The following is a 26,110-nucleotide window of genomic DNA, read 5'->3' as shown; positions in this document are numbered from 1 at the left end:
ATGGGTCTGCAAATCGGTTTTGTCGCGCTGCTGCTGTTGCTCATTGCCCTGGCGGGCTCGACGTTCCGCATCCTGCGTGAATACGAACGCGGCGTGGTGTTCCAGCTCGGGCGCTTCTGGCAGGTCAAGGGGCCGGGGTTGATCCTGTTGATTCCGGTGGTGCAGCAAATGGTCCGGGTGGATCTGCGCACCATCGTCCTCGACGTGCCGCCCCAAGACGTGATCACCCGCGACAACGTCTCGGTCAAGGTCAACGCGGTGCTGTACTTCCGCGTGCTCGACCCGCAGAAAGCGATCATCCAGGTCGAAGACTTCCTGACCGCCACCAGTCAACTGGCCCAGACCACCCTGCGCGCGGTACTCGGCAAACATGAACTGGACGAACTGCTGGCCGAGCGCGAACAGTTGAACATCGACATCCAGCAAGTGCTCGATGCCCAGACCGACGCCTGGGGCATCAAGGTGGCCAATGTCGAGATCAAGCATGTCGACCTCAACGAATCGATGGTGCGCGCCATCGCCAGACAGGCTGAAGCGGAACGGGAACGGCGCGCCAAGGTGATCCACGCCGAAGGCGAACTGCAGGCCTCGGAAAAACTCATGCAGGCCGCCGAAATGCTCGGCCGCCAGCCCGGCGCCATGCAATTGCGCTACATGCAGACCCTGAGTTCGATTGCCGGTGACAAGAGCTCGACCATCGTCTTTCCGTTGCCGATCGAGTTGCTCAAGGGAATGGCGGATCTGTCGGCAAAATCGTGAGCCTGCGCAAGCGCTCCAGTGCGTCATAGGGCGCCCGCGCACAACGTTCCACTTGCGTGCGCAACAGAGTGGAAGCCTCAAGGCGTTTGCTTTCGCCATCGGCGACAAACGCCTGTGACGGCTGTTTCGCATGCTGCGCAGAAGCCGTCAGCGCCTGCTCACACTGCTCGGCATTGAGTTGAAAGAACCTCGCCAACCGTCCTGTCATCGCCTCAGGCAACTCGTTGTAATTCACCGCCAGCCCGTCGAAATCAGCGCAGTGCAAACACGCCGCGTCCAGCAGCCGTCCCAGTCGCCGGGCGATAAAATCCTCGCGTCCTTTGAATGGCAGGTCATCGTCCAGCACGCACGCGCCGAGCAGGTCGGGCACCATGTGCATGCCCGGGCGACGCAGATGTGAAACGGCGATCTCCAGCGGATCGCGGTAGACAAACAGCCACGGCGTGTCGGGAAAACAGTCGTGCAATAACGGCCATTCGCCGATGTTCCAGGCATCGAGCTTGATCACCAGTCTCTGCTCCATCCCGCGCCGGCGCTGACCGTAGGCCGAGAGCAACCCGGCGATGGCCGCACGACGTTCAGCGGCCGGCAGATCGCTGCGCAGCAAGGCATCCAGGGGGGGCGCCTCGGAAATCACGATGTGATCGGCGAGCTGCGCCACCATTTGACTGATCAGCGTCGAACCACAGCGCGAAGCGTGCAGGATGAAAGCGCTCGGTGACAGGCCCGGGCTGAGTGCTTGCCAATCGGCAAGCGCCGACAAGGACGTCTGCCGGCGAAACGCCTGATTGAACGGCAACTGCAGCGCCTGCTCCACCGCCTCGCGAAAAAACGGCTGGTGCAGCGGCGTGTCACCGAACCAGCACCAGTCGACCAGCCATTGCCCGGCCTCTTTCCAGATGCGAACCGGCAGCCAGCCATCGAAATTCAGGCTCGCCATTGTTCGTTCCACGAGCGGCGCCCGTTGCGCATCGCCGCCTGCAGTTCTTCCCGGGAGAATGACAAGCCGCGCTCGGCGGCCAACGCCAGGGTTCGGCTGATGAACGCTTCGGGATCACGTAGCGCCTGCAAGGTCGCCGACAACGACCGATCCACGGCCAGCAGATGCTGAAATCGCTGCAGCGCCGAGTCTTCGGCATCCGGCCGCGGTGTGCTTGGCAAACCGTCGGTCATCATCTGCTCCAGCCAGGCGCCGGGTCGGCAATCGAGGACCAGATGAATGCGTGCCGTACTGTCCCGATTGTCGACCCGGTGCGGTCGCGCAAGATCGAGAAACCAGCACTCGCCTTCCATCATCGGCATGCGCAGGCCATCGAGCCAGAAGTCCACCGCAGGCGGACTGAGCAGCGGAATGTGCAGTCGCATATCGGCGTTCTCACCCTCAAGATCGTAATCGCGATGCTCATGGATCTGCCCACCCGGCCCCAATCGCAGCAGCCGGGCACTGACGATCTCCAACGGCAGGTCGCGCAACGCCTGTTGCCAGCGGCGGTCCTTCAACCAGGGGCGGCGCGGCACCGGTTCGGCGGTACCGGGTGACAACTCGGTCAAGGCATCGGCAGCGCAAATCAGCGCCACACCGCTCCAGTCACCGCTGAAATACGCGGTGTTGAAATGGCCGTGCCAGTCTGTGTCCTCGATCGCCGCCAACGCCTGCAACAGCAACGGCAAATCCACAGAGACCGGCAGGCGCGAGTACGCTGGCCGACTCATCACTCACTTGGCAGCGGCACGGGCCGCCGGCACCGAAATATCCCCCGACGCCCACGCCGCTTCGCGGTTGGCCAGCGCCGTGGCGATCGACTGCACTTCAGTCGACTGCACCTGATCCGGCAACGGATCGAGGCCGGCACTGGCGAAGATCTGGCCATAGGCATTGCGCAGGTCGGCGTAGGACAGGTCACGGCGCAAATCCGCTTGCAGGTTGTTCAGTTCGCCCTGGATCAGATCCAGCTCGCCGATGCCTGCCGCCTGATGACGGTTGCGCAACTGACCGACAATTTGCCCGTCGATGTCCGACAGTTGCTGGTTGGTTTTGAACTGGCGCAGCGCTTCCTGATAGTTGGCGTTGGCCACGTACAATTGCGCCAGCACTGCAATCGACATCGCCTGACGCCGTGCGGTAGCGACTTCTTCACCGGCCTTGGCCACATCGATGGCCGCCGGAGCGGAGATTACGTTGAACAGGTTCCAGGTCACTTTCACGCCATAGTCGGCCCAGCGGTCGTTCACCAGGAACGAGTTGCTGTCGTAGTGCCCGCCGGCAGAAAACTCCAGGCCCGGGAGCATGCGCAGCATGGCTTTGCGGGTTTCGGCAGCGCTGATCCGTGTCTGGTAATCCTGCTCGCGCAGTTCCGGGCGACTGGTCAGGGCTTCCTGTTCCAGTTTGGCGATATCGACCTTGAGTTCCGGGATCTGATAACCGTCGTCGGTGGCCAGCGTCAGGTTGGTGCCCATCGGCAGGTTGATCAGGGTCGCCAGTTCGGTTTTCGCCAGCGACAACGCGCGGCGCTGCTCCTCCAGCTGCCGGGTGGCTTCGATCAGTGAACGCTGGTATCCGAGGGACTGCACCGGATCGCCGATGCGCTGCTCGCTCATGCTTTCACTGTTGCGTCGGGCAGCGTCGACCCGTGCCATCAGGCTGTCGATCTGCTTGAGCAGACGCTCGGCTGCCATTGCCCGCCAATAGGCTGAACGCACGTCCTGGACGATGGTGTTGATCACCTTGCGACGACGTTCCTGGACGATCAGGCGCTGGTCGCCCTGTTGCTTGGCGTTGATGTAGCTGACGCCGAAGTCGAGAACGTTCCAGACCATGGTCAGGTCGGCGACGTTGCGGTCGCGGTCCTGGGAGGTCGACGGTTCCAGAGACTGGGTGCCGGTGCGCACACTCTGGCTGCTGGAGGCGCTGACGTTGTTGCGTCCGACGTAACCGGCGTCCAGCGCCATGCGCGGCAGCATGTCAAAACTGGCGAGATCGAGCTGCCGCTTGGCCAGCGCTTCCTCCATGATCTTCAAGCGACCTTCGAGGTTGTATTTCACCGCGCGGGCCATGGCCTGGTGCAAGGTCAACGGACCGCGCAACGGTTCCTGGCCCTTGTACATGGTTTGCAGGTCGGCTCGGGCCCGTTGCTCACTGACACTGCGTTCGATCGGTTCACTGGTGACTGCACATCCGCTGATCGCCAGCGCCAGCAGGCTGGCGCCGAACAACTTCTGACTTTTCTTCATCCCTGGATCGCCCCTAGGTCCCACATATTGTTGGATTGTTCTGGTTTGTCAGGCCGGTATTTCGCTGATGCCGACCTGTTGCAGCGCCGCGGCCAGGTTATCCACCCGGTGCTGCTCGCTGTCCTTGATCTGTTGCAGTTGCTGGCCCAGGGTCGGCGCGCCGAACACACCGCGCAGGCCTTGGGTAATGTCGCCGCCCTTGATCGAGTGACTGTCGAAGGCGTTCAGTGAATCCCGCTCTGTCTCGCTGTTCTGGTTGAACAGGCTGGAAAGGGTGCTGATACCGAACACGCCCCCATCTCCCCCGCCAAAGCCGAGGAAGCCGTGGCCCGAACCGTCGCCGCCGCTGTCACTGCTGGTGAACACCTGGGCAATGAAACTCGGGCTCAAGGCACCGTGGTTGATGAAAATGTCGCCCAATGGACGGATACCGTTGCCGATGACCCGCTGCTCGAACAGCGGCGGGAAGGTCAGCGGTGAACCGAGATTCCCGACAGGCGTCGTGAAGACCATCGGTTGCAGCGGTACGTTGGGCGGTGGCGGTGCCACGACCGGATCGCTGCTGCGAAACTGCGGATCCGGCGTCACCACCAGAGGAGACGTCGGTGGCACGGCCGGCACCGTGTTGATCACATAGTTGCCGGACTGACTGATCCCGCTGCCGCTGTTGCCCGACAGATCGCTGACCCCGGCACGGTTGACGCTGATCGCATTGCTGGCGCTGCTGACGTTGGCGTTTGGCGTCAGGGTCGCGGTCCAGGTCTTGCCGCCGTCGTTGCTGCTGAGGTTGGACAAAGTACCGTTGGCCACGCTGAGGTCCGACAGATCGAAACCGGTCACCGCTTCATTGAAGGTAATGATCACCTGCGACGTCTGGCCGACGCCCAGGTTCGGATTGGCAACCACTACCGTAGCGGTCGGCCGTTCACTGTCGAGGGTGTAGTTGTTCGACACCGCCACCGTGCTGCCGGCGTTGCCCGCCAGGTCGGTGACGTTGCTGGTGTCCAGGGCAATGAAGTTGCTCGGGTCGGTGACATTCGCGGTCGGCGTGAAGGTCGCGGTCCAGGTCTTGCCGCCGTCGCTGCTGGTCAGGTTGCTCAGGTCACCGTTGGTCACGCTCAGGTCCGACAGATCGAAATTGCTCACCGCCTCGCTGAACGTGAAGGTCACCGTGGTGGTCTGGCCGATGCCCAGATGCGGGTTGGCGACCACGATGCTCACCGTCGGCCGGGTCGCATCGAGGAGGTAGTTGTTGGAGATGGCAATGCTCGCCCCGGCATTGCCGGCCAGATCCTGGACGCCGGCAGTATCGATCAGAATCAGGTTGGTCGGGTCGTTGACGTTGGCTGTCGGCGTGAAAGTCGCCGTCCAGGTCACGCCACCGTCGCTGCTGGTCAGGTTCGAGAGCGAACCGTTGGCGACGCTGATGTCCGACAGGTCGAACCCGCTCACCGCTTCGCTGAAGGTGATGGTCACCGTGGTGGTTTCACCGATGCCCAGGCGGTTGTCGGCAACCACGATGGTGGCGGTCGGCAGCGCGGTGTCAATGGCGAAGTTGTTGGAATCGGTGGTGCCGACGCCACTGTTGCCCGACAGGTTGGTCACTCCGGCGTTGTTCAGGGTGATCAGGTTGCTGCTGTCGGTAATGTTGTTGGTCGGCGTGAACGTCGCGGTCCAGGTGATGCCGCCGTCGCTGCTGCTGACGTTGCTCAGCGTGCCGTTGGCGATGGTCAGGTCGCTGTTGTCGAAACCGCTGACCGCTTCGTTGAAGGTGATGGTCACCAGCGAGGTTTCTCCGGCCTTGAGCGCAGTGTCGGCAATGACAATGGTCGCGGTCGGCACTTCGGTCTGCACCTGGTAATTGGCCGAGCTGGTGGTACCGCTGCCGGTGTTGCCGGCCAGGTCGGTGATGCCGGTGTTGTTCAGGACGATCAGATTGGTCAGGTCGGTGACGCCGATGTTCGGCGTGAAGGTGGCCGTCCAGGTGATGCCGCCGTCGCTCGACGAAACGTTGCTCAGGGTGCCGTTGGCCACGCTCAGGTCCGAGTTGTCGAAACCGGTCACCGCCTCGCTGAAAGTGATGGTCACCTGGGCGGTTTCGCCAAGGCGCAGATCACTGTCACTCATGACAATGGTCGCCGTCGGACGCTGACTGTCGACGGCATAGTTGTTGGAATCGGTGGTGCCGCTGCCGGCATTGCCCGCCAGATCGGCGATCCCGGTGTTGTCCAGGGTGATCACGTTGGTGGTGTCGGTAATCCCTGCCACCGGGGTGAAGGTCGCGGTCCAGGTAATGCCGCCATCGCTGCTGCTCACGGCGCTCAGCGTGCCGTTGGCGATGATCAGGTCGGCGTTGGTGAAACCGGTCACCGCTTCGCTGAAGGTAATGGTCACCAGACTGGTCTGGCCGACGCCAAGCGCGGTGTCGGCGACCACGATGGTGGCAGTCGGACGCTGAGTATCGACCGAATAGTTGTTCGAATCGGTGGTGCCGCTGCCGGCGTTGCCGGACAGATTCTGCACGCCGGAGTTGTCCAGCGTGATCAGGTTGGTGGCGTCGGTGACGTTGCTGGTCGGGGTGAAGGTCGCCGTCCAGGTAATGCCGCCGTCGCTGCTGCTGACCGCCGACAACGTGCCGTTGGCGATGGTCAGGTCGGCGTTGGTGAAACCGGTCACCGCTTCACTGAAGGTGATGGTGACCAGCGAGGTTTCGCCGATTTTCAGGCTGGAGTCGGACACGATGATGGTCGCGGTCGGCAGCACGGTGTCGATGGTGTAGTTGGGCGAACTGGTGGTGCCGCTGCCGGTATTGCCGGCGAGGTCGGCGATGCCGGTGTTGTTCAGGACAATCAGGTTGGTGGCGTCGTTGACGCCCACATTCGGCGTGAACGTCGCCGTCCAGGTGATGCCGCCGTCGCTGGACGTGACGTTGCTCAAGGTGCCGTTGGCGACGCTCAGGTCGGAATTGTCAAAACCGGTCACCGCTTCGCTGAAGGTAATGGTGACCAGCGAGGTTTCTCCGGCACTCAGGCTGCTGTCGGAGAGCACGATGGTGGCGGTCGGGCGCTGGCTGTCGACGGCATAGTTGTTGGAATCGGTGGTGCCGCTGCCGGCGTTGCCCGCGAGGTCGGCAATGCCGGTGTTGTCCAGGGTGATCACGTTGGTGGTGTCGGTAATCCCTGCCGCCGGGGTGAAGGTCGCGGTCCAGGTGATGCCGCCGTCGCTGCTGCTCACGGCGCTCAACGTGCCGTTGGCGATGATCAGGTCGGCGTTGGTGAAACCGGTTACCGCTTCGCTGAACGTGATAGTCACCAGACTGGTCTGGCCGACGCCCAGGGCGGTGTCGGCGACCACGATGGTGGCAGTCGGACGCTGAGTGTCGACCGAATAGTTGTTCGAATCGGTGGTGCCGCTGCCGGCGTTGCCGGACAGATTCTGCACGCCGGAGTTGTCCAGCGTGATCAGGTTGGTGGCGTCGGTGACGTTGCTGGTCGGGGTGAAGGTCGCCGTCCAGGTAATGCCGCCGTCGCTGCTGCTGACTGCCGACAACGTACCGTTGGCGATGGTCAGGTCGGCGTTGGTGAAACCGGTCACCGCTTCACTGAAGGTGATGGTCACCAGCGAGGTTTCGCCGATTTTCAGGCTGGAGTCGGACACGATGATGGTCGCGGTCGGCACCACGGTGTCGATGGTGTAGTTGGGCGAACTGGTGGTGCCGCTGCCGGTATTGCCGGCGAGGTCGGCGATGCCGGTGTTGTTCAGGATAATCAGGTTGGTGGCGTCGTTGACGCCCACGTTCGGCGTGAACGTCGCCGTCCAGGTGATGCCGCCGTCGCCGCTGCTCACCGCCGTCAGGGTGCCGTTGGCAACCACGATGTCGGCATTGCTGAAACCGGTCACCGCTTCACTGAAGGTGAAGGTCACCAGCGTCGTTTCACCGGCCGTGAGGGTGCTGTCGGCAACCACAATGGTCGCGGTCGGACGCTGGGTGTCGATGGCATAGTTACCGGAGTCGACAGTTCCGCTGCCGGCGTTGCCGGCCTGGTCGGAGACGCCGGTCTGGTCCAGGGTGATGACGTTGGTGGCATCGGTGATGTTGCTGGTCGGCGTGAACGTCGCCGTCCAGGTGACACCGCCGTCGCTGCTGCTCACCGCACTCAACGTGCCGTTGGCAATGGTCAGGTCGGCGTTGGTGAAACCGGTCACCGCTTCGCTGAAGGTGATGGTCACAACCGAGGTTTCGCCGATTTTCAACGCGTTATCGGACAAGGCGATGGTCGCGGTCGGGCGCACGGTATCGATGGCGTAATTGTTCGAATCGGTCGTGCCGCTGCCGGCGTTGCCGTTCAGGTCAGCGATGCCGGTGTTGTTCAGGGTAATCAGGTTGGTCGCGTCGGTGATGCTGGCGGTCGGCGTGAACGTCGCCGTCCAGGTGATGCCGCCGTCGCTGCTGCTGACCGCCGTCAATGTGCCGTTGGCAATGGTCAGGTCGGCGTTGGTGAAACCGGTCACCGCTTCGCTGAAGGTGATGGTCACCAGCGAGGTTTCGCCGATTTTCAGGTTGTTGTCGGCCACCACGATGGTCGCGGTCGGCCGCGCGGTGTCGATCGCATAGTTGTTGGAGTTGGTGGTGCCGCTGCCGGCGTTACCGGCCAGATCGACGACCCCGGTGTTGTCCAGGGTGACCAGGTTGGTGGTGTCGGTGATGTTGGTGGTTGGCGTGAGCGTGGCGGTCCAGGTGACGCCGCCGTCGCTGCTGCTCAGGCCGGTCAGGGTGCCGTTGGCCACCGTCAGGTCGGCCGTGGTGAAGCCACTGACCGCTTCGCTGAAGGTAATGGTCACCAGCGAGGTTTCTCCCGCCGCCAGGTTGGTGTCGGCCACGACAATGGTCGCGGTCGGCCGCACCGTATCGATCACATAATTGACCGAATCGGTGGTGCCGGTGCCGGCGTTACCGGCCAGATCGGCAATACCGGTGTTGTCCAGAGAGATAAGGTTAGTCGTGTCGGTGATGCTGGCGCTCGGGGTGAACGTCCCGGTCCAGGTAATACCGCCGTCACTGCTGCTCACCGCGCTCAGGGTGCCGTTGGCAATGGTCAGGTCGGCGTTGGTGAAGCCGGTCACCGCTTCACTGAAGGTAAAAGTCACCAGCGAGGTATCGCCGATTTTCAATGCCGTATCCGACATCACGATGGTCACGGTCGGGCGCGCGGTATCGATCGCGTAGTTGACGGAGTTGGTCGTACCGACACCCGCCACACCGTCGCTGATCGCGTTCACCCCGGTGTTGTCGAGGGTGATCAGGTTGGTGGCGTCGGTGATGTTGTTGGTCGGGGTGAACGTCGCGGTCCAGGTCAGGCCGCCGTCGCTGCTGCTGACCGCGGTCAGCGTGCCGTTGGCGATGGTCAGGTCGGCGTTGGTGAAACCGGTCACCGCCCGGCTGAAGGTGATGGTCACCAGCGAGGTTTCGCCGATTTTCAGGGCGGTGTCGGACATCACGATGGTGGCGGTCGGTGGTTCCACATAAGCGGTGTTGAGTGTGCCGCCGTTGTTGTAGATCGCCGCGAAGGCCAAGGGTACAGAGCCCGTCACGCCGCCGCCCAGTTCTGCGCCACCGGAGCCGCTGCCCGCCGCGTTGCCAGTGATGGAGCTGAAGTTGGAGGCCGTGATCAGTACCGTGCCGCCCTGGTTCCAGATTGCGCCGACACCCCGTCCGCCGTCGCCGCCGTTCAGGTTGTTGCTGCCCTGGCCGCTGCCGCCACCGCCACCGCCGCCCGCACCGATGTTGTTGCTGATGACCGAGGTGCCGACGATTTTCAGGGTCCCGGTGGAGGCGTTATAAATACCGCCGGCCGCATTGCCGCCGACGCCGCCGACCTTGTCCCAACCGGCGCCGCCACCGCCGCCGCCAATGGAAATCGTGCCGTTGTTGGCGGTGCCGCCATTGCCGCCGTTGCTGTAATAGGACACGCCCACACCGCCAGCACCGCCGAGGGTGGAACCGCCGCGCCCGCCCATGTGCGTCGCGTCGTAGCCACCGCCATAACCGCCGACACCGCCGCTGCCGGCCTGGCCGCCCAGGGTACCGGTGCCCGGCCCGGCCGTGCCGCCATGACCGCCGCCCTGACCACCGAGGCCACCGCCGCCGCCACCGGCACCGCCGTAGAACGCACCGGTCACACCCCCGCCACCGCCACCACCGGCCGCCGCGTTACCGGTCACCGAAACGTTGTTCAGGGTCAGGATGCCGGCGTTGAAAATCCCGCCGCCCATGGCCCCGGTCGCGCCATAGCCGCCATTGCCGCCGTTGCCCGAGACCAGGCCCCGGGTAATCACCAGACCATCGAGGGTCACGGTGCTGCCGGAGGTGATTTCCACCACCCGGGTCTTGTACTGGCCATCGAGGGTGACGTCGGCGACGCCATCGTTGTTCAGGTCGCCATCGACCGTGACGCTCTTGTTGATCAGCAATTCCGAGGTGAGCTGTACCGTCATGCCGGTGCTGAAGGTCACGATGTCGCCGTTCTGCGCCGACGCCAGCGCTGCCCGCAGCGAACCGACCCCGGTGTTCGCGTTGTTGGTGGCAGTCCAGGTGGCGAGGCCCCACTGGTACTCGCTCATCGACAAGGTCGACAGCACGTTGGCGCTCTCGATCTTGCCGGTGGCGATCTCCAGATCCCAGTCACCGCCCACACCGGTGCGGTTGTTCGACGCCGCCACGTCGCGACCGGTCAATTGCGCCAGCGAGTCGACAAAGCTCAGGCCACGGTCACCCTCGGCGGTGTAGCAGCCGTAAATGAGGATGTCGCCACCAACGTTCATGTCCTTGCCGATTTCCGCCAGCACCGCGCTGCGCTGCGCGACGTTGTCCGCCGACAGGTAGCTGTTGCCCAGCCACAGGTCACCGGCGTTGCCGTGGGCAATGATTTGCACCGAGCTGACGCCCGAATGCTGGTCGAGATAGTCGGCGATCTGCTGCAAGCCGTCCTTGCTCGCGTCGAGCTTGACCACTTGCGTCCCCGGAGCGACGCCTTTGAGCAAGCTGTCGGCATCCTTGACCCGGCCATCGACGAACACCACGCTTTGCCCAGGTACCGCCACCGGGCTGGCCGCAGGTGTGGCATCGGCCTGGCCGTGGGTGTCCTTGCTGACCGACGAATGATCGGCCGTGGGTGTCTTGGCCGCATCGGCAGCGGGATGGCTGTCGGCCTGGGCGGCTGTGTCAGCGACAGTGGCCGCCACGGCGCCGTCGAACAGCAGGCGCGGTTCCAGCGACATGATCAGCGGCGCCGCCAGCGTCCGTTGGCTTTCGGTTAACCGCGACTTTTGCTTGCTCCACCACATGTTGCTCACCCGGACTCGAACAGTTGTAAACGCATCAATGAAAAACGCCGCGATCAACTGATCGCGGCGTCGGACTTCATACGAATCACATTGGCAGCGCTGGCTGAGCCATCGAGCCAGAAGGACAAATCGGCGTATTGCTTGAACAGGTCCGGCGGCAGAATCGTGCGCCGCGACTGCAGGGCGACCTTGGGTTTGACCTTGTGCAGGCCAGCCACGCCCAGGGCCTGGTCGAACTCCGGCGCGTCATAGGCCAAGTGCTCGAAATCGTGCTCGAACCAAGGTTCGCCAATGAAGTCGTAGACCAGCCGCAGCACCCGCTCGGGGGCCTGGGTCAGCAGGTCGTAATCAACGATCAGCAGCGAATCGGCGTGCTCGCCGTAATAGGCTTCCTTGAGCGCCGCCCAGGCGAATCCCACCAGGCGGTTGCGCTGGGCCAGGGTTTCGCAGCGGCTGTAGACCGTGTTGCGCTCGACGGCATCGCCGAACAGCTTGGTGTTTTCATAGGGGTTGGCGCGGTAGAGCCGCTCCAGGCTGTCCATCACCCAGGCGACGTTGCGCACGCAGGCGATGACCTTGGCTTTGGGGAACAGATCGCTGATCGCCGGCAGGCGCGAACTCCACTGCCGGTTGGTGTCGAACACCACCGGTTTGTCGGCCTTGTCGGCGTAGTAGGAATCGAACAGCCCGCGCAGCAGGCGACGGCGCATGTCGGTGTCGATCACCGCACCGAATTCGCTGCCGGCGCTGCATTGTTCAAGGACACCGGAGAACAGCGCGCCGACCGGACTGGTCATGCCGGCATGAAAGCGCGGGTTCTGCAAAAGAATCGCAGACAGGAGAGTCGAACCTGAGCGCGGCAAGCCGGAGATAAAGTGGAACTGCTGCAATCCCTTCACCATTACTTTGTAAGTCCTTTTATCCGACGAGCGTAGTCCAACAATAACCTTTCGACTAGTAGTGTTTTGATATCAACATAGAGCAAAACGGACTTGTAATGTCATTTCTTATCGCGAACAGTCAGGTGAAGCGTTTAAGTCACTCCCCGTTGGTACGATCGTCCTTTTCCACAACGAAAAGTCGCGCTTTCGCCCCGCCAGCACTGGACTGATCACGCAACTGCCAGCTCTTGGGCAGAGGCAGGAACGGGTCCGCCACTTCCGGGTCCAGGTCACCGATCAACCAGACCCGGGAGCTGTTTTTCGGCAGATCGGCGAGACGATCCAGATAAACCTCATCGGGCACCAGTGTGCCGAAACCGTAATGGTTCGGACGCGTCGAGCGCCCGTCGGCGGCGGGCGGTGTGTACAGCCTTACCTGAGCATCGGTGCGGTTGTAGTAGACGTAACTCAGGTACCAGAGCATGTCGCTGGTAACGATCCGGTCACCACTGACGAAGTGATGGTTGATGTGATCGACCATGACATTGAGCTGGTCATCGGGATCGACCGTGGCGTTGGTGTTCACCCCGACCATTTCGATCCCGACAAACGACACCAGTACCACCGCCGCCAGCACTCGAGCGCGGCTGTACAAACGGTCGATGGCCAGCGCCACCAGCATCGGCAGCCCCAGTGCATAGGCCGTCAGATAGCGCTCGATGAACACCGGGCTGATGAACGACACCGCGAACACCAGAAACAACGGCACACCGGTGTAGAGCGCCAGCAGCACGCTGCCATGGTTCACGCTGCGGTCACGGGCCACGGCCACGCCCGCCAGCGCCAGCATGGCCAGCGGCATGCCGCCGAACAGCAACACCGGAAGATGCTCGCCTTCGTTCTGGATCAGCCACAGCCAGATCATCGACGGCAGTGAGGACAGGGTCACCGGATCTTCCCAGCCCACATCGCCACCGACCTTGAGTTCTTCCATGTGCTGCGTCAGATCGAGCAGGTTCGGCAGCCACGGCAGGTAGAGCGCGACGATCGCCAGATTGGCCAGCCACCAGTCCTTGCGCTGAATGTGCCGCAGGCGATAACCCGGCAACAGGCGAATCAGCCCCAGGTACAGCCAATGGCTCAGTGCCGCCAGCACGGCGAAATAATGGGTGTACAACGCGGCGCTCATCAGCAGCGCGTAGATCACCAGATACCGTCGGCGCTGCGGGCGTCTGACCCAGCAGATCAATGCCAGGGTGGTGCCGAGCAGCAACAGGCCGAGCAGCGAGTACATGCGCACTTCCTGGCTGTAGCGCACCGCCGTCGGCAGCAGCGCCAGCAGTACCCCGGCGATGATGGCGGCACGACGGGTCGCCAGACGATCGACCAGACACATGCCCAGACCGACTGTGGCGATGCCGGCCAGGGCACTGAGGCTGCGGATCGACAGAATCCCTTCGCCAAACAGACTGACCCAGCCGTGCAGCAGCATGAAGTACAACGGCGGATGCACATCGAACGCCGCATGTTCCCAGATACCGCCCAGCGTATAGCGCGCCAGCAGCAGGCTGGAGCCTTCGTCGCCCCAGATCGCGGCGGCGGTCAGGTCATAAAAACGCACGACTGCCGCCAACAGCAAAATCGGTATCAGCCACTGCTGGCGAACCCAGCGCAGCAGACGCCGGACACCGGCATTTGGTGCGGCAAACGGGTCCTGGGTATCCCCCAGCGGAGTCTCGCGACGCGCTTCCATCAAGCTTCCCTTAGATTTTTCGAGTACAGAACAGCCTCAATCATTGCGCTCACTGTAGGCCAGCGGCGAAGTCGACGCGCGGCCGCGACGACGTCCGGCAAGTCCGTCGATCCGGGTCTACGCTACGGCTTGGCGTGACCTGCCTGCGCAAACGGAAGGCGCCAGCAAAGCCTTTCCACCTGCCCGACAACACAGGCTAACGCGCGGCGCGCCAACCACATAACAGAAGGATGAGGAACCATGGAAGTCTTTATGGGTACGATTCAACCGTTCGCCTTCAACTTCGCCCCCAATGGCTGGGCCCTGTGTAATGGACAGACCCTTTCCATTGCGCAATACAACGCGTTATTCGCGTTGCTGGGCACCTACTACGGCGGCAACGGCACGACCAACTTTCAGTTGCCCAACCTGCAAGGTCGCGTGCCAATCGCCCAAGGCAACGGTCTGGGCCTGACGCCGCGCATCATCGGCCAGGTGGCTGGCACGGAAAGCGTCACCGCCACCATTGCCAACATGCCCAACCACACCCACGCGATGACGGGTCTGAACGCCAACACGGCCTTGTCGCTAGCGGTCCCCGCCAGCAATCCGGCGACTGTACCGACTGCCACCAATTCCTACCTCGGTGCCTCCGGCGGCGGCCCCGGCTCGGCGAACATCTATTCCGACGCCCAGGGCGCCACGCCAGTGCCACTCAAAGGTGTGACCACCACCGTCACCGGGGACATTTCCTCCACCGGCGGCAGCCAGCCGCTGGGCATCATGAACCCCTTCCTGGTCCTCAACTTCAGCGTTGCCCTGAACGGTCTCTTTCCGTCGCGCAACTGAGCAATCGTCCGGGGGCCCCGAGCCCCCGGACGTTTCGTTTTTTCTCTGGAGTCAAACCATGCTGCAATCGGTTCAGATCGAACACCTCCAGCCGTTGCTGGGGCAACAACGCACACTGCACCTGCCGGATGGCACAGCGCTGCCAATTCAACTCGCCCACCTTGAAGCAGCCCCGTCGGCGAAAATGCGCCACAGCGAACGCATGCCCTTCTGCCTCGAATTCAACAGCCTGGAGCCGACCGAGTTTGTCGACGGCCTGTGCGCACTGGAACTGCCGGAGTTCGGCCGGGTGGAAGATATTTTCGTGTCACGAGTGCCGGCGATGGGGCGGGATCCACAGTTGGGCTACTTCTGTATTTCCTTCAATTGATTTTCCAGGCTCACTGCGGATACCACACCAGCCGCTCCGCCGCCGGATTGCGCTCTTCCACCGCAAACCCCAGCGCCAGGTAATGCTGGCGCGCATGGGGATTGTTGGCCCAGACCACCGTCGCCACCGGGCAACGCACTTGCTGCGCGGCCTTCTGCACACCTTGCAGCACCGCACGACCGTAACCCTTGCCCCGGGCCTGAGGGATGAAGGCGATGTACAACACGCGGATTTCGTTGGGGCCGAAATCCGTGCTCAGTGCACCGATGGCCGTGCCGAGTTTTTCCACGACGTAGTGCATGGCATTGGGATGGTTTTCACCCACGCCCTGTTCCTGCACCTGAAATTGCTGCGCGACCACTTGCTGCACCACGTCCTGCTCGCCATCGATCCATTGCAGATCCGGGCGAGCGGATTGATAGAGACTTTGCAGAAAAGGCCCGTCGGTGGCCCGCGAGGGTCGCACCACCAGGCCGTCTGCCGACACTGCTGCGTTGTCCGCCATATTCACGCTCCCTAGAAACCGCTTTCCCTGACCCCCAGCGCCGCCAGCCGACGCCAGGCTACGCCGAGCACCGATTCGCCGCTGCCCTGCAACACCACCACGCCGCGCAACGGCTGTACCGGCGCAGGTGGCTGATCCAGCGTAGTCAATCGCGCGCCGTATTGCGCCTGCACCGGTTCCGCCCGTTGCTGTTGATCGCGGCGTACGGCAATCGGCCCGTGATGGTCGGACGTCAGCGCTTCCTGATCGACATAGGCCACGCCATTGGTATCGATTTCATCGAGCTTCACGGTAATCGCCGGGTGCATCGGGTCATCGGCGATAAACCGCCCGGTGGCCCCCGGTTTGACCCGCCACAACTCGGCCTCGGCCACATAACCACGCAGACGCGAACCGTCCTCGACCACCCGCGCCAGCGCATTCTTGCTCGACAGCCAGCGGCCCGGTGTCAGGTTCGGTAGCAAATCACGCACGGTGCCGGCATGGGGCGCACGCAGCAGCAGGCGTTCGCGGCGAGCGCTCAAGCCACGGTATTGCGCCACGGCTTCCGCGAGGCGTTGCTCGACGATGCCAGCGTCGGCAGCCGTTTCGCTGCGACCGGCCTGACGGCGCATCAGCAACTGCTGAATCTGGATTTCCCGGCGAACAATGGTCTGTCGCGAGTCGAGATCCGGCGACTCCAGTTCGATCAGCACGTCGCCCTGAGCGACTTTCTGGCCGTCCGCAACCTTCACCGTTTTGACCCGCGCCGCCACCGGCGCATGCAGCGCGCTGGCTCGACCGCCCTCGAGCATCGTCGGCAGTTCGACCGCGCTGCGCCACGGCACGATCAGCACCAGCAACAAGCCCAGCACTGCCAGGCTGCTGAGCAGCACGCGCGGGCCGTGAGCCTGTTCGCGGCGACTCCACCACTGGCGCCACTCACTCATGATCGGCAAAAAGATGAACCACACCAGTTCCACCAGCATCAGGAAGATCCCCAACACCTTGAAGAACAGGTGATAGACCGCCAGCGCGATCCCGAAAAACAACGCCGCACGCCATAACCACGAACCGTACCCCCAGATCAGCAAACGCCGCTGCATCGCCGGCGACCAAGGCTCCGGCGCCGGTGCGCCATAGCCGAACAAGAACTCACGCAGGCGCCAGCGGCAGAAGGCAAAGGCCCGGCCCTGAAGGTTGTCGACCTCCCACAAATCGCTGAGCAGAAAGTAGCCATCGAAACGCATGAACGGATTGAGATTGACCACCAGCGTGGTGATCCAGGTCGCACTGGCAAGCATGAACGCCGCCGTGCGCGCCGGGCCGTCCGGCAGCAATGACCAGACCAGCAACGCGATGCAGGCCAGCAGCAATTCCGCCAGCACCCCGCCGGCACCGATCAGCAGCCGCGCACGTCGGTCATTGACCCGCCAGGCATCGCTGACATCGGTGTAGAACATCGGCAGCAAGACCATGAACGCCACGCCCATGCTCTGCACCCGACACCCGGCGCGCTTGGCCATGAACGCGTGGCCGAACTCATGGCAGAGCTTGGCGAAGAACAGCGCAACACCAAACGAAATCGCCCCGCCGAGGCTGAACAGGTGCGGAAAGGTGCCGACAAATCGCTGCCAGTCCCGCGAGACCAGAAACACCCCGAGCCCAAGGGTCGCCGGAAAGCCGTAGCGCAAAATCCTTGGCCCGAATCGCTGCAGCCACGGCCACGCCCGATTGAGAAACGCGTCCGGGCGCCACAGTGGAATGCGGAAAAACAGGTATTGATGCAGCAGGATTTTCCACAGGCTCTGGCGTTGCGCGAGGGCCTTGAGCTGGTAACTGGCGCGTTGCTGATCGTCGAGGGCGCTGATCAGGTCATGCCCGCGCAGAAACGTCAGCAGTTGCTCCAGCTCGACGCCGTCCAGCGGCAAGCCCGGCTCACGGTTGGCGGCGCGCAGCACCTGCTCGGGATCACCGAGCGACCAGTGGCGTAACAGGCGCATTGCCGCCGTGCCGAGTTTGAAATAGCGCCCGCGCACCGGGTCGGCCAGGGTCCAGCGCGGCGAGCCGTCCAGCGCCGGCGCCGCGGGCGACAGTTGCAGGTCGGCACGCAGGCTCGGCAGGTTCATTTACAGGCCCACGCTCTGACGCAAACCGGCCAGTGGGCGGCGCAGCAGATACAGCGCCAGCGGCGCGCGATCACCGAAGATCTTCGCCGTGCCGCGCAGGCCGATACGCGGCGGTGCGTCGGTAAAATTCGCATCCAGCCGATAGGCCAGTTGGCCACCAGCGGTGGGCTGGGCTTCATAGGCCGAACGCTCGAGTCGGGCGACGTGGCGTTGCAAGGGATCGCTGTCGAGGAACAACGCAATATCGGCGCCCGGCTCCAGCGAAATCGCATCGCCTACTGCCAGTTCGATGCGCAGTTCGGCCTGGCTCGGGTCGGCGATTTCCATCAGTCGCTCGCCGGTCTGCACCGGTTTTCCGGTCCAGCGCTCGGCGTCGGCGAATACCGCAATGCCGTCGCGCTCGGCGCGCACTTCGCTGCGGTTGAGCAGTTCCCGGGCGTAGTCCCGTTCGGCGCGTTTCTGCTCGACCCGGGCGGCCAGCAGATCCACCCGTGAGCTGGACTCGGCGTCGGCGAATGCACGTTGGGAATTGGCTTTGAGTTCGGCTTCGGCCACACCGAGCGCACGCTCGGCGACATCGGCCTGGGCATTGAGCGTAGTGCTTTCGAAGCGCAGCAGCAGATCACCGGTTTTCACGTTCTGATTGGGTTTGACCAGAAACTCGGCAATCACCCCGTCCAGCGGCGCCGCCACCACTCGCCCACCCAAGGGCACCACTTCGGCCGGGGCCAGCACCGACTGGCGCACCGGGATCAACAAGCCAAGCAACAACACCGCGACCAGTGCCACCTGACGTTTACGCGTCCAGCGCAGCCGCCACGGCTTGCGCGGTTGCAACGCCAGCCAGGCGTGACTGTAGGTGTCGCCCAGTTGCGACAGCAGCACTTGTTCGGAAGGGTTCCACGGCAGATCACGGGCCAGCCACAAACCGCCGAACACCTGACCCTCGCGGTCGATCAGCGGCAGCCAGAACACCTGCAGCGCCGACAGGCTGCGCCAGTCGCTCTGGATTGACTCGCTGACCATCTCGGGCGTGATCACCCGCGCCTGTTTCAGCACATCCTGCTTGAACAACTGCGCCACCGCCTGCTCGACGAACGCCACGAACGGCGCATTCGGCTCCACCGCGCTGACACCCGTCACCGCCTGCACCTTGCCGGCGATCAGCAGGGCCGCATGGCGATAACCGAACAGCGGCTGCCCGTCATTGACCAGGCTGTAGGCCAGTTGCGACGCATCGCGGGCGGCGCGGGTCTGCCGTTCGAGATCGAGAAACCGCGCGAACACCTGTTCGGCGCCGCCGCTCACCGGGGCATTCACTTAAGCTCCGGGAAACGCGCAGTGCCGCTCATGCCGGCGAGCAGGCCTTTGGCTTCAGGAAGTGTGGCGACCAGCAGCAGGGTCTGGCTGCCTTCATCGATCCGCGCGCCAAGACGTTTTACCGTCGCACCGATCGGCTGGCCGGTTTCATCGGGAACGAAACTGAAGGTCTGACCGGGCTTGAGCTTCGCCATCCAGCGCGAGGGCACCAGCAAATGGATTTCCAGGGTACGGTTGTCCACCACATCGAGCAGTGGCGCCCCGGCCGGCACGCTTTCGTAGCGTTGCACCTTGCGCTCGACCACTTGCCCGTCGAACGGCGCGACCACGCTGCAGCGTTTGACCTGTACTTGATAAACCTGAGATTGCGCCTGAGTCTCGCTGACCTTGGCCTCGGCCCGGGCCACTTCGAAACGCCCGACGGAATTGAGCGCCGCCAGTTGCCGGTTGTGCGCCAGCTCTTCACCGGCGCCACGGCTGGCGGCTTGCGCGGCATTCAACTGGGCCTGATAGGCCGAACAGTCGAAACGCGCCAGGGTATCGCCCTTCTTGAACGACTCGCCCTCGCTGAACGGCAACTCGACAATCCGTCCCGACAACTCGCTGGCCAGCGTCGCCTGATCCCGCGCCCGCAACACACCGCGCGCTTCACTGCTGGCCGACGCATTCGCCGCCCCGCCGTTATCCAGCAGCGGATCGTCTGGCGCGGGCGTTTGAGCCTGAACTGCACACGTTACAAAGGTCAATCCGACAACCCAACCACGAAAACGCCGCATAACCGTTACTCCCTGACGGATGCTCGGAGTCTACGACAGCGGCGATTAGCGTCAAGCGAAAGGCCATCATTCGGGTGGGAGAATCAACGCTGCGCCATCTCCCCCACCGGATACACCGACTCCCATCCCCCGCCCAACGCCCGGTACAACCCGACCATCGCCAGTGAAACGCCGGTGGAGCTTTCCACCCATTGCTCCTGGGTGGCGAGCAGTGCGCCTTGCACGGTGAGGACGTTGACGAAGTCGACCACGCCTTCGACGTATTGCTGTTGCGCGGTGCGCAGGGCGATCTGGTTCTGGCGCACGGCTTCGGCGAGGCTGTCGCGGCGGCGTTGGCTGGCGTTGTAGGCGGTCAGCTGGTCGTCGATTTCGTGCCAGGCACGCAGGACGGTCTGTTGATAACCGATCGCCGCTTCCTGCTGCTGGGCTTCGCGCAGTTGCAGCATGCCGCGCAAGCGGCCACCGTCGAACAGCGGCAGGCTGAATTGCGGGCCGATGCCGAAGGCCCGTGAGCCCCAGGAACCGAAATCACTGAGCTGCATGGCTTGCGAACCGAGATTGCCGGACAGGGTGATGCGCGGATAGAAATCGCCCTTGGCCACGCCAATGTTGGCGGTGGCGGCATGCAGACGGGCTTCGGCCTGGCGGATGTCCGGGCGGCGTTCGGCCAGTTGCGACGGCAGACCGATGGCGACGATCAGCGGCGACTGCGGCACCGGCGCATCTGTGGATAACGCTTTGGTCAGAGCCTGCGGAGGCTCGCCCATCAACAGGCTGATGGCATTGATCAGTTGCGCCTGACGTTGCTCCAGCGCCGGCAGCCGCGATTCGATGGCCGCCACTTGCGCGGCCGCTTCGGCGACGTCGAGGTCGGTGGCCACGCCGTCGTTGAGGCGCAGTTGCGAGAGCTTCAGGCTGTGCCGCGCCACGTCGAGGTTCTGCTCGGTGACGGCGCGGGTGTTCTGCACGCCGCGCAGCTGGATGTAGTTCTGCGCGGTGTCCGCGAGCACCGCCAGCAGAACACCGCGACGGTCGTTTTCCGCGACTTCGAGATTGGCATCGGCGGCTTCGGCTTCCCGGCGCACACGGCCCCAGAAGTCCAGCTCCCAAGAGGCCGAGAAACCGGCATCCCACAGGTTGAACGCAGAGTCACCGTTGTGTCCGGACGGGTCGTTCAAGCCTTCGCCGCTGTTGCGTTTGCGGGCGTAGCTGCCGGTGGCGGCGGTCGTTGGATAACGGTCGGCGGTGATTACCTGACGAGCGGCGCGACTTTGTTGCAGGCGGCTGCTGGCCAGTTGCAGGTCAAGGTTGCTGCGCAAGGCGCGCTGGGTCAGGGCCGAGAGCTGCGCGTCGTTGAAGACTTCCCACCAGCGCTCGTTCAAGGGTTCGCTGACGGCCTGGCTGACGGCGGTTTTTGACGGCTTGGCCCACTCGGCAATCCGGGTGGCTTCGGGTTTCTGGAAGTCCGGGCCGACGGTGCACGCCGCCAACGCCGACAGACTCAGGACCACTGTCATGGACTGAAAGCGCTTCATCGCTGCGTCACCTCACGCACCGACGTCGCCGAGCTTTGGGTATCAATGCTCGCCTCCACCGACATGCCCACGCGCAGGCGCTCGGCCGATGGCTGGCCCGGATCCAGCAAAACTTTCACCGGAATCCGCTGCACGACTTTGGTGAAGTTGCCGGTGGCGTTGTCCGGTTTGACCGCCGCGAAAGTCACGCCGGTGGCCGGGGCGATGCTCTCGACGCGGCCAGTGAGGGCTTCGCCGCCGAGGCTGTCGACCCGCACCACAACGTCCTGCCCCGGCTGCACGTCGGTGAGCTGGGTTTCCTGGAAGTTGGCTACCACATAGGCCTGCTTCAGCGGCACCACCGCCAGCAATTTGCTGCCCGGCGTCACATAGGCGCCGACCCGCACGGCGCGCTCGCCGATCATGCCGTCCTGGGGCGCGGTGATGCGTGTGTAGGACAGCTCGAAACTGGCGATTTCCAACGCGGCCTGAGCGTGCTTCAAACGGCCTTCGGCGGCATCGCGCTGCGCCGTGAGGATTTCCACCTGCTTGCGTTCCGCTGCCAGTTTCGCGGTGGCCGTGTCCAGCCGCGCAGAGGCCTGATCGATCCGGGTGCGCGCCTGTTGCGCGTTCTGCACGGTGCCGGCGCCAACGCCCGCGAGATGGTTGTAGCGGTTCAATTCCTGCTGGGCGAAAGCCATTTCAGCCTTGGCCGAAACCACCGACGCCTGCGCCTGTGCGATCACCGAGGTCTGGCGCTCCAGCGTGGCTTTGGCGTTCTGCAATTGAGCGCGGGCTACCAGGGTTTGCGCGTCGGCGGCCTCGGCGGCGGCGCGCAGGTCGCGGTCATCGATCAGCGCCAGCAACTGCCCGGCCTTGACCTGCTGGTTGTCCTCCACCAGCACCTCTTTGATGAACCCGGCCACACGCGGCACCACCAGGGTGAAGTCGGCAGAGACGAAGGCGTCGTTGGTGTTCTGCTGAGTGCGCTTGCCGAACAGGCCGGGCATCGCCAGATACACCAGCACGCCGACCGCCAGCGCAGCGGCCACAGCCACCGCGAGTTTTTGCTTTGCTTGAGTCGTCATAAGAACCTTCTATTTCAATCAGGTCGGCGCACGCGGCGGAAAGATCCGCGTCGGCAGCCAGAAAATCAGCAGAATCAGCGCCACTGCGACGCCGGCCATGCACAGGTAAAGATCCGAAGAAGTCAGCACCACCGCCTGTTCGTGCAGGCGATGGGCGAGGCCGGGGTCGTTGCTCGCGGCCAGCGGCGAGTTGCCGAGGCGATCGACCAGCATCGTCGAGTGAAAATGCAGGCGCGAAGTGGTCAGCGCTTCGATCACGCCGGTGGCGACCACCGCCGCCAGGCCTTTCACGGTGTTGAACCACGCCGAGGCGAACGGCCCGTCCTGTGGCTGGATGCTGCCGGTCGACAGCATCAGCAACGGCAGCACCGCCATCGGCTGGCCGAAAATCTGCAGCCATTGCAGGACGTAGAAATCGTCGCGAATCCATTCCGAGGTCAGCTGCGAGCCGCCCAGGCACGACAGCGTCAACATGCTCAAACCGATGCCGAGCACCCAGCGGCAATCGACCCAGCGCAGGTTGCACAGCGCTGCCACCAGCGGCAGCGCGATCAACTGCGGCAACGCCGCGATCAGCATGATCGGCGCAGTCTGTATCGGCCGGTAACCCTGCACCTGAGCCAGATAACTCGATGGAATCAGCACCACCGCCAGCAAAACCACCAACACCCCAGCCAACGTCATCAGTGCAAACGACAGGTTGCGGATGCCGAGCATCTGCAACTTGAAAAACGGAATCGGCTGCGACCACTCATTGATCAGAAACGCCACCAGCAACAGCGAACCGGCGCCGAGCAAAGCGCAGATCAGATTTGACTCGAACCAGTCCAGGCGATTGCCCTGCAGCAGGCCGATCACCAACATGCAGATCGCCGGAAAGCCCAGCAGCAAACCTTTCCAGTTGAATGACTTGAGGCGTTCCAGACGCAGCGGATCCTGTGGAATGCCCCAGGCAACCATCGCCATGGCAATCAGGCACGGCACGATGATTTGCCAGAACGTCCATTGCCAGCCGACGTATTCGGTCCACAACCCGGCCAGCGGTGTACCGAGGCCTGGGCCGAAGGTGGCGGTCAGGGCGTAACCGGCAAGGCCGTAAAGCTTGAAGTTGGGCGGCAGAAACCGCAGGGCCACCGTCATCAGCATCGGCGGCAGCGCGCCGCCGGCCAGGCCTTGCAGGATGCGCATCAGCAGCAGGCTTTCGTAGTTCGGGGCGAACGGGCAGAGCACCCCGAGCAACGTGAACACGCCGATAGCGCAGAGGGTGAAGCGACGCAGGGAAAAGGTCACCGAGCACCACGGCGCGAACGCCATGGCCGCCACCGAGGTCGCGGTGTAACTCGCGACCAGCCAGGTGCCTTCGTCGTAGCCGATGCTCAGGGCGCCGCGAATGTCGGCCAAGGCGACCTTGGTCACCATCTCGTTGAGACCCGACACCAGCACCGCCATTAGCACGCCGACCAGACCGATGATGATCCGCGCCCCGAACACCGGTGGCGCGGCGGCCATCGGAGCGGCAGCGGCGATCGGCGCCGTGACCGTCAGGGATGTCATGCAAGCAAACTCCGGAGGGAAAAATACCGGAGCATCTTAGTAAGGCTTACGGCTGACGAAAATTGACTTGTCGGCAGCTTATAGTTGCACCAGACGCAATCGTCAGGGCTGCGCCGCCAGCCAGGTTTCGTCGCAGCAGGTCTTGAGGGTTTCACGCAGCCAGCGGTGGGCCGGATCCTTGTCGAAACGCGGGTGCCAGGCCTGGGTCAGCATCAGGGTCGGCAACGGGATCGGCAGGTCGAACGAACGCAGTTTCAAGCCCAGCCGCCGCACGCTGAGCAGCGCTTCCTTGGGCACCGGCAGGATAAGGTCGGAGTCCGGCAGGGCGAACATCGCCGCATGAAAACTCGGCGCGATCACCGCGACTCGCCGCTCCAGCCCCAGGGCATTCAAAGCGGTGTCGATGGGTCCACGGGCGATGCCCCGGCGGGACATGCTGATGTGGGAAAACCCGGCGTAACGTTCGGCGGTGATCTCGCCATCCAGCAGCGGATGGTCCTCGCGCACCAGACCGACGAAATGGGTGGAAAACAGGTTCTGTACTTTGACTTCCGGGGTCACCGGGCGCGTATTGCTGACACTCAGGTCGATGCGCCCTTCGCGCAGCGCTTCATCGTCGCCATCCCCCTCGGGAACGAAACGCAACTCACAGTGCGGCGCCAGTTGATCCAAGGTGTCGAACAGCTTGCCACCGTACACGCCGACAAAAAAATCGTTGGCGCGAATGCTGAAGCGCCGGCGCAACGTGCCCAACTCCACGGCATCGGCCGAGCGAAACAGCAGCGCCGCCTGCTCGACCACATCCCGAACCTGCTCGCGCAGCTCCAGCGCCTTGGGCGTCGGCACCAAACCGCGACCGGCACGCACCAGGATCGGATCGCCAATGGCTTCGCGGATCCGCGTCAGCGTGCGGCTCATGGCCGCCGAACTGAGGTTCATCCGCCGCGCGGCGCCGACCACGCTGCCCTCGTCGAGCAAGGCGTCGAGGGCGACCAACAGGTTCATGTCCGGGAGTTGCATGCTGAGCACTCGTGACTGATCAGGATTGATCTGGGTGCAATGCTAGCAAACATACTTGAAGTCGGTGGCGCATGAACCGACGTCTTCGCGAGCAAGCCCGCTCCCACAGGGGAAATGCATTTCAAATGTGGGAGCGGGCTTGCTCGCGAAAGGTCCAGCCGCTTCCGCACACATCTCAGCGCTGCATTCCCCAGCGCTTCACCGTCACCCGCTCCAGTGTGTCGAACACCAGGTTCTCCACCAGCAAACCGATGAGGATCACCACTGCCAGACCGGCAAACACCTTGTCGGTGTACAGCTCGTTGCGGTTCTGAAAGATGTACCAGCCCAGGCCGCCCTTGCCGCTGGTGGCGCCGAACACCAGTTCGGCGGCGATCAGGGTACGCCAGGCGAAGGCCCAGCCGATTTTCAGCCCGGCCAGAATCGACGGCAGCGCTGCCGGAATCAGGATGAACAGCACGAAGCGCATGCCCTTCAAGCCGTAGTTGCGCCCGGCCATGCGCAGGGTTTCCGAGACGCCGAGAAACCCGGCGTAAGTGTTCAGTGCCAGCGCCCACAGCACCGAATGCACCAGCACGAAAATCAGGCTGTTCTGACCCAGGCCGAACCACAACAAGGCGAGCGGCAGCAGCGCAATCGCCGGCAGCGGGTTGAACATCGAGGTCAGGGTGCTCAGCAAGTCCCGACCAACCTGAGTCGAGACCGCCAGCGTGGTCAGGGCGAAGGCCAGGACGATGCCGATCAGGTAACCCTTAAGCAGCACCACCAGCGAGATCCAGACCTTGCCCAGCAGTTCGCCGCTGAGCAGGCCGTCATACAGCGCATGACTGGTCTGCAAAAAGCTCGGCAGCAGCAGGTCGTTGTTCTGCACCCGGGCGACCACCTCCCAGAGCACGGCGAGCAAAATCAGGATCACGCTTTTGCGCAACCAGCCCTGCTGCCACAGGCGCTGGCCCAGCGGCAGTTCGCGCTCCACCGGAACGCTGGTCAGCGGTTGCAGATCGTTTTCGAATGCTTGACGTACGGATGATGAATGGCTCATCGGGCAATCCTCCAGGC

General features: G+C 63.5%; 18 protein-coding genes. 3 read left to right on the top strand and 15 right to left on the bottom strand.

The annotated features are described in order from the left end of the window. Positions 1–759 carry a slipin family protein gene (locus ACSPX5_RS24625; protein ID WP_169428327.1) on the top strand — a complete coding sequence of 253 codons (759 nt, stop codon included), beginning with the start codon at positions 1–3 and terminating at the stop codon, positions 757–759. Here ACSPX5_RS24625 and ACSPX5_RS24620 read toward each other — a convergent pair. The 6 genes from ACSPX5_RS24620 to ACSPX5_RS24595 form a co-directional block, all read right to left on the bottom strand. Then, on the bottom strand, positions 725–1,699 hold the full coding sequence (locus tag ACSPX5_RS24620; RefSeq protein ID WP_207867061.1) for a sulfotransferase family protein: 975 nt from the start codon (positions 1,697–1,699) through the stop codon (positions 725–727). The genes ACSPX5_RS24625 and ACSPX5_RS24620 overlap by 35 nt on opposite strands. Beyond that, positions 1,687–2,472, bottom strand: coding sequence for an aspartyl/asparaginyl beta-hydroxylase domain-containing protein (locus ACSPX5_RS24615; protein WP_439820425.1), 786 nt, complete (start codon positions 2,470–2,472; stop codon positions 1,687–1,689). The genes ACSPX5_RS24620 and ACSPX5_RS24615 overlap by 13 nt, the downstream gene beginning before the upstream one ends. Before the next feature lie 3 nt (positions 2,473–2,475). Then, positions 2,476–3,990, bottom strand: coding sequence for a TolC family protein (locus tag ACSPX5_RS24610; protein ID WP_169428324.1), 1,515 nt, complete (start codon positions 3,988–3,990; stop codon positions 2,476–2,478). A gap of 48 nt (positions 3,991–4,038) precedes the next feature. Then, the gene (locus ACSPX5_RS24605) at positions 4,039–11,334 is read right to left on the bottom strand and encodes an Ig-like domain-containing protein (protein ID WP_439820424.1); all 7,296 of its coding nucleotides are present in this window, start codon (positions 11,332–11,334) and stop codon (positions 4,039–4,041) included. 53 nt (positions 11,335–11,387) lie between these two features. Beyond that, positions 11,388–12,233: a sulfotransferase family protein gene (locus tag ACSPX5_RS24600; protein ID WP_085712623.1), complete on the bottom strand. Its 846-nt coding sequence runs from the start codon at positions 12,231–12,233 to the stop codon at positions 11,388–11,390. A gap of 139 nt (positions 12,234–12,372) precedes the next feature. Continuing rightward, a complete protein-coding gene (locus ACSPX5_RS24595) occupies positions 12,373–13,968 on the bottom strand; it encodes a glycosyltransferase family 39 protein (RefSeq protein ID WP_439820423.1) in 1,596 nt (531 codons plus the stop codon). A 240-nt stretch (positions 13,969–14,208) separates the two neighbouring features. Here ACSPX5_RS24595 and ACSPX5_RS24590 point away from each other — a divergent pair, with 240 nt between their 5' ends. Next, positions 14,209–14,796 (top strand): phage tail protein, encoded by a 588-nt coding sequence (locus tag ACSPX5_RS24590; RefSeq protein ID WP_439820422.1) that lies wholly within the window; start codon positions 14,209–14,211, stop codon positions 14,794–14,796. Positions 14,797–14,854: 58 nt separating this feature from the next. Continuing rightward, positions 14,855–15,166: a DUF6916 family protein gene (locus ACSPX5_RS24585; RefSeq protein WP_323162211.1), complete on the top strand. Its 312-nt coding sequence runs from the start codon at positions 14,855–14,857 to the stop codon at positions 15,164–15,166. 10 nt (positions 15,167–15,176) lie between these two features. Here ACSPX5_RS24585 and ACSPX5_RS24580 read toward each other — a convergent pair whose 3' ends face one another. The 9 genes from ACSPX5_RS24580 to ACSPX5_RS24540 all read right to left on the bottom strand — a co-directional run bounded on the left by ACSPX5_RS24580 (position 15,177) and on the right by ACSPX5_RS24540 (position 26,093). Then, complete coding sequence (locus tag ACSPX5_RS24580) at positions 15,177–15,671, bottom strand: GNAT family N-acetyltransferase (protein WP_439820421.1); 495 nt, start codon at positions 15,669–15,671, stop codon at positions 15,177–15,179. A gap of 11 nt (positions 15,672–15,682) precedes the next feature. Continuing rightward, positions 15,683–17,779, bottom strand: a complete 2,097-nt coding sequence (locus ACSPX5_RS24575) for an HlyD family efflux transporter periplasmic adaptor subunit (protein WP_439820420.1) — start codon at positions 17,777–17,779, stop codon at positions 15,683–15,685. Then, on the bottom strand, positions 17,780–19,099 hold the full coding sequence (locus ACSPX5_RS24570; RefSeq protein WP_439820419.1) for an efflux RND transporter periplasmic adaptor subunit: 1,320 nt from the start codon (positions 19,097–19,099) through the stop codon (positions 17,780–17,782). It abuts the gene before it with no gap. Continuing rightward, positions 19,096–19,875, bottom strand: coding sequence for an efflux RND transporter periplasmic adaptor subunit (locus tag ACSPX5_RS24565; protein WP_207867053.1), 780 nt, complete (start codon positions 19,873–19,875; stop codon positions 19,096–19,098). Before ACSPX5_RS24565 ends, ACSPX5_RS24570 begins: the two co-directional genes overlap by 4 nt. Positions 19,876–19,958: 83 nt before the next feature. Continuing rightward, complete coding sequence (locus ACSPX5_RS24560) at positions 19,959–21,410, bottom strand: efflux transporter outer membrane subunit (protein WP_439820418.1); 1,452 nt, start codon at positions 21,408–21,410, stop codon at positions 19,959–19,961. After that, entirely contained in the window at positions 21,407–22,477 is a 1,071-nt protein-coding gene (locus ACSPX5_RS24555) for an HlyD family secretion protein (protein ID WP_169428314.1), read from the bottom strand. The genes ACSPX5_RS24560 and ACSPX5_RS24555 overlap by 4 nt, the downstream gene beginning before the upstream one ends. An 18-nt stretch (positions 22,478–22,495) precedes the next feature. Further along, entirely contained in the window at positions 22,496–24,031 is a 1,536-nt protein-coding gene (locus tag ACSPX5_RS24550; RefSeq protein ID WP_439820417.1) for an MFS transporter, read from the bottom strand. A 102-nt stretch (positions 24,032–24,133) separates the two neighbouring features. Next, positions 24,134–25,051, bottom strand: a complete 918-nt coding sequence (locus ACSPX5_RS24545) for a LysR family transcriptional regulator (protein WP_127796543.1) — start codon at positions 25,049–25,051, stop codon at positions 24,134–24,136. A gap of 175 nt (positions 25,052–25,226) precedes the next feature. Continuing rightward, on the bottom strand, positions 25,227–26,093 hold the full coding sequence (locus ACSPX5_RS24540; protein WP_439820416.1) for an ABC transporter permease: 867 nt from the start codon (positions 26,091–26,093) through the stop codon (positions 25,227–25,229). Between the last annotated feature and the right edge of the window lie 17 nt (positions 26,094–26,110).

Origin of the sequence: Pseudomonas sp. HLG18 (assembly GCF_051903985.1) — a bacterium.
Lineage (GTDB): Bacteria > Pseudomonadota > Gammaproteobacteria > Pseudomonadales > Pseudomonadaceae > Aquipseudomonas > Aquipseudomonas fluorescens_BT.
Note: the sequence above shows the minus strand (reverse complement) of the source record. Positions and strands in the feature narration are given on the sequence as shown.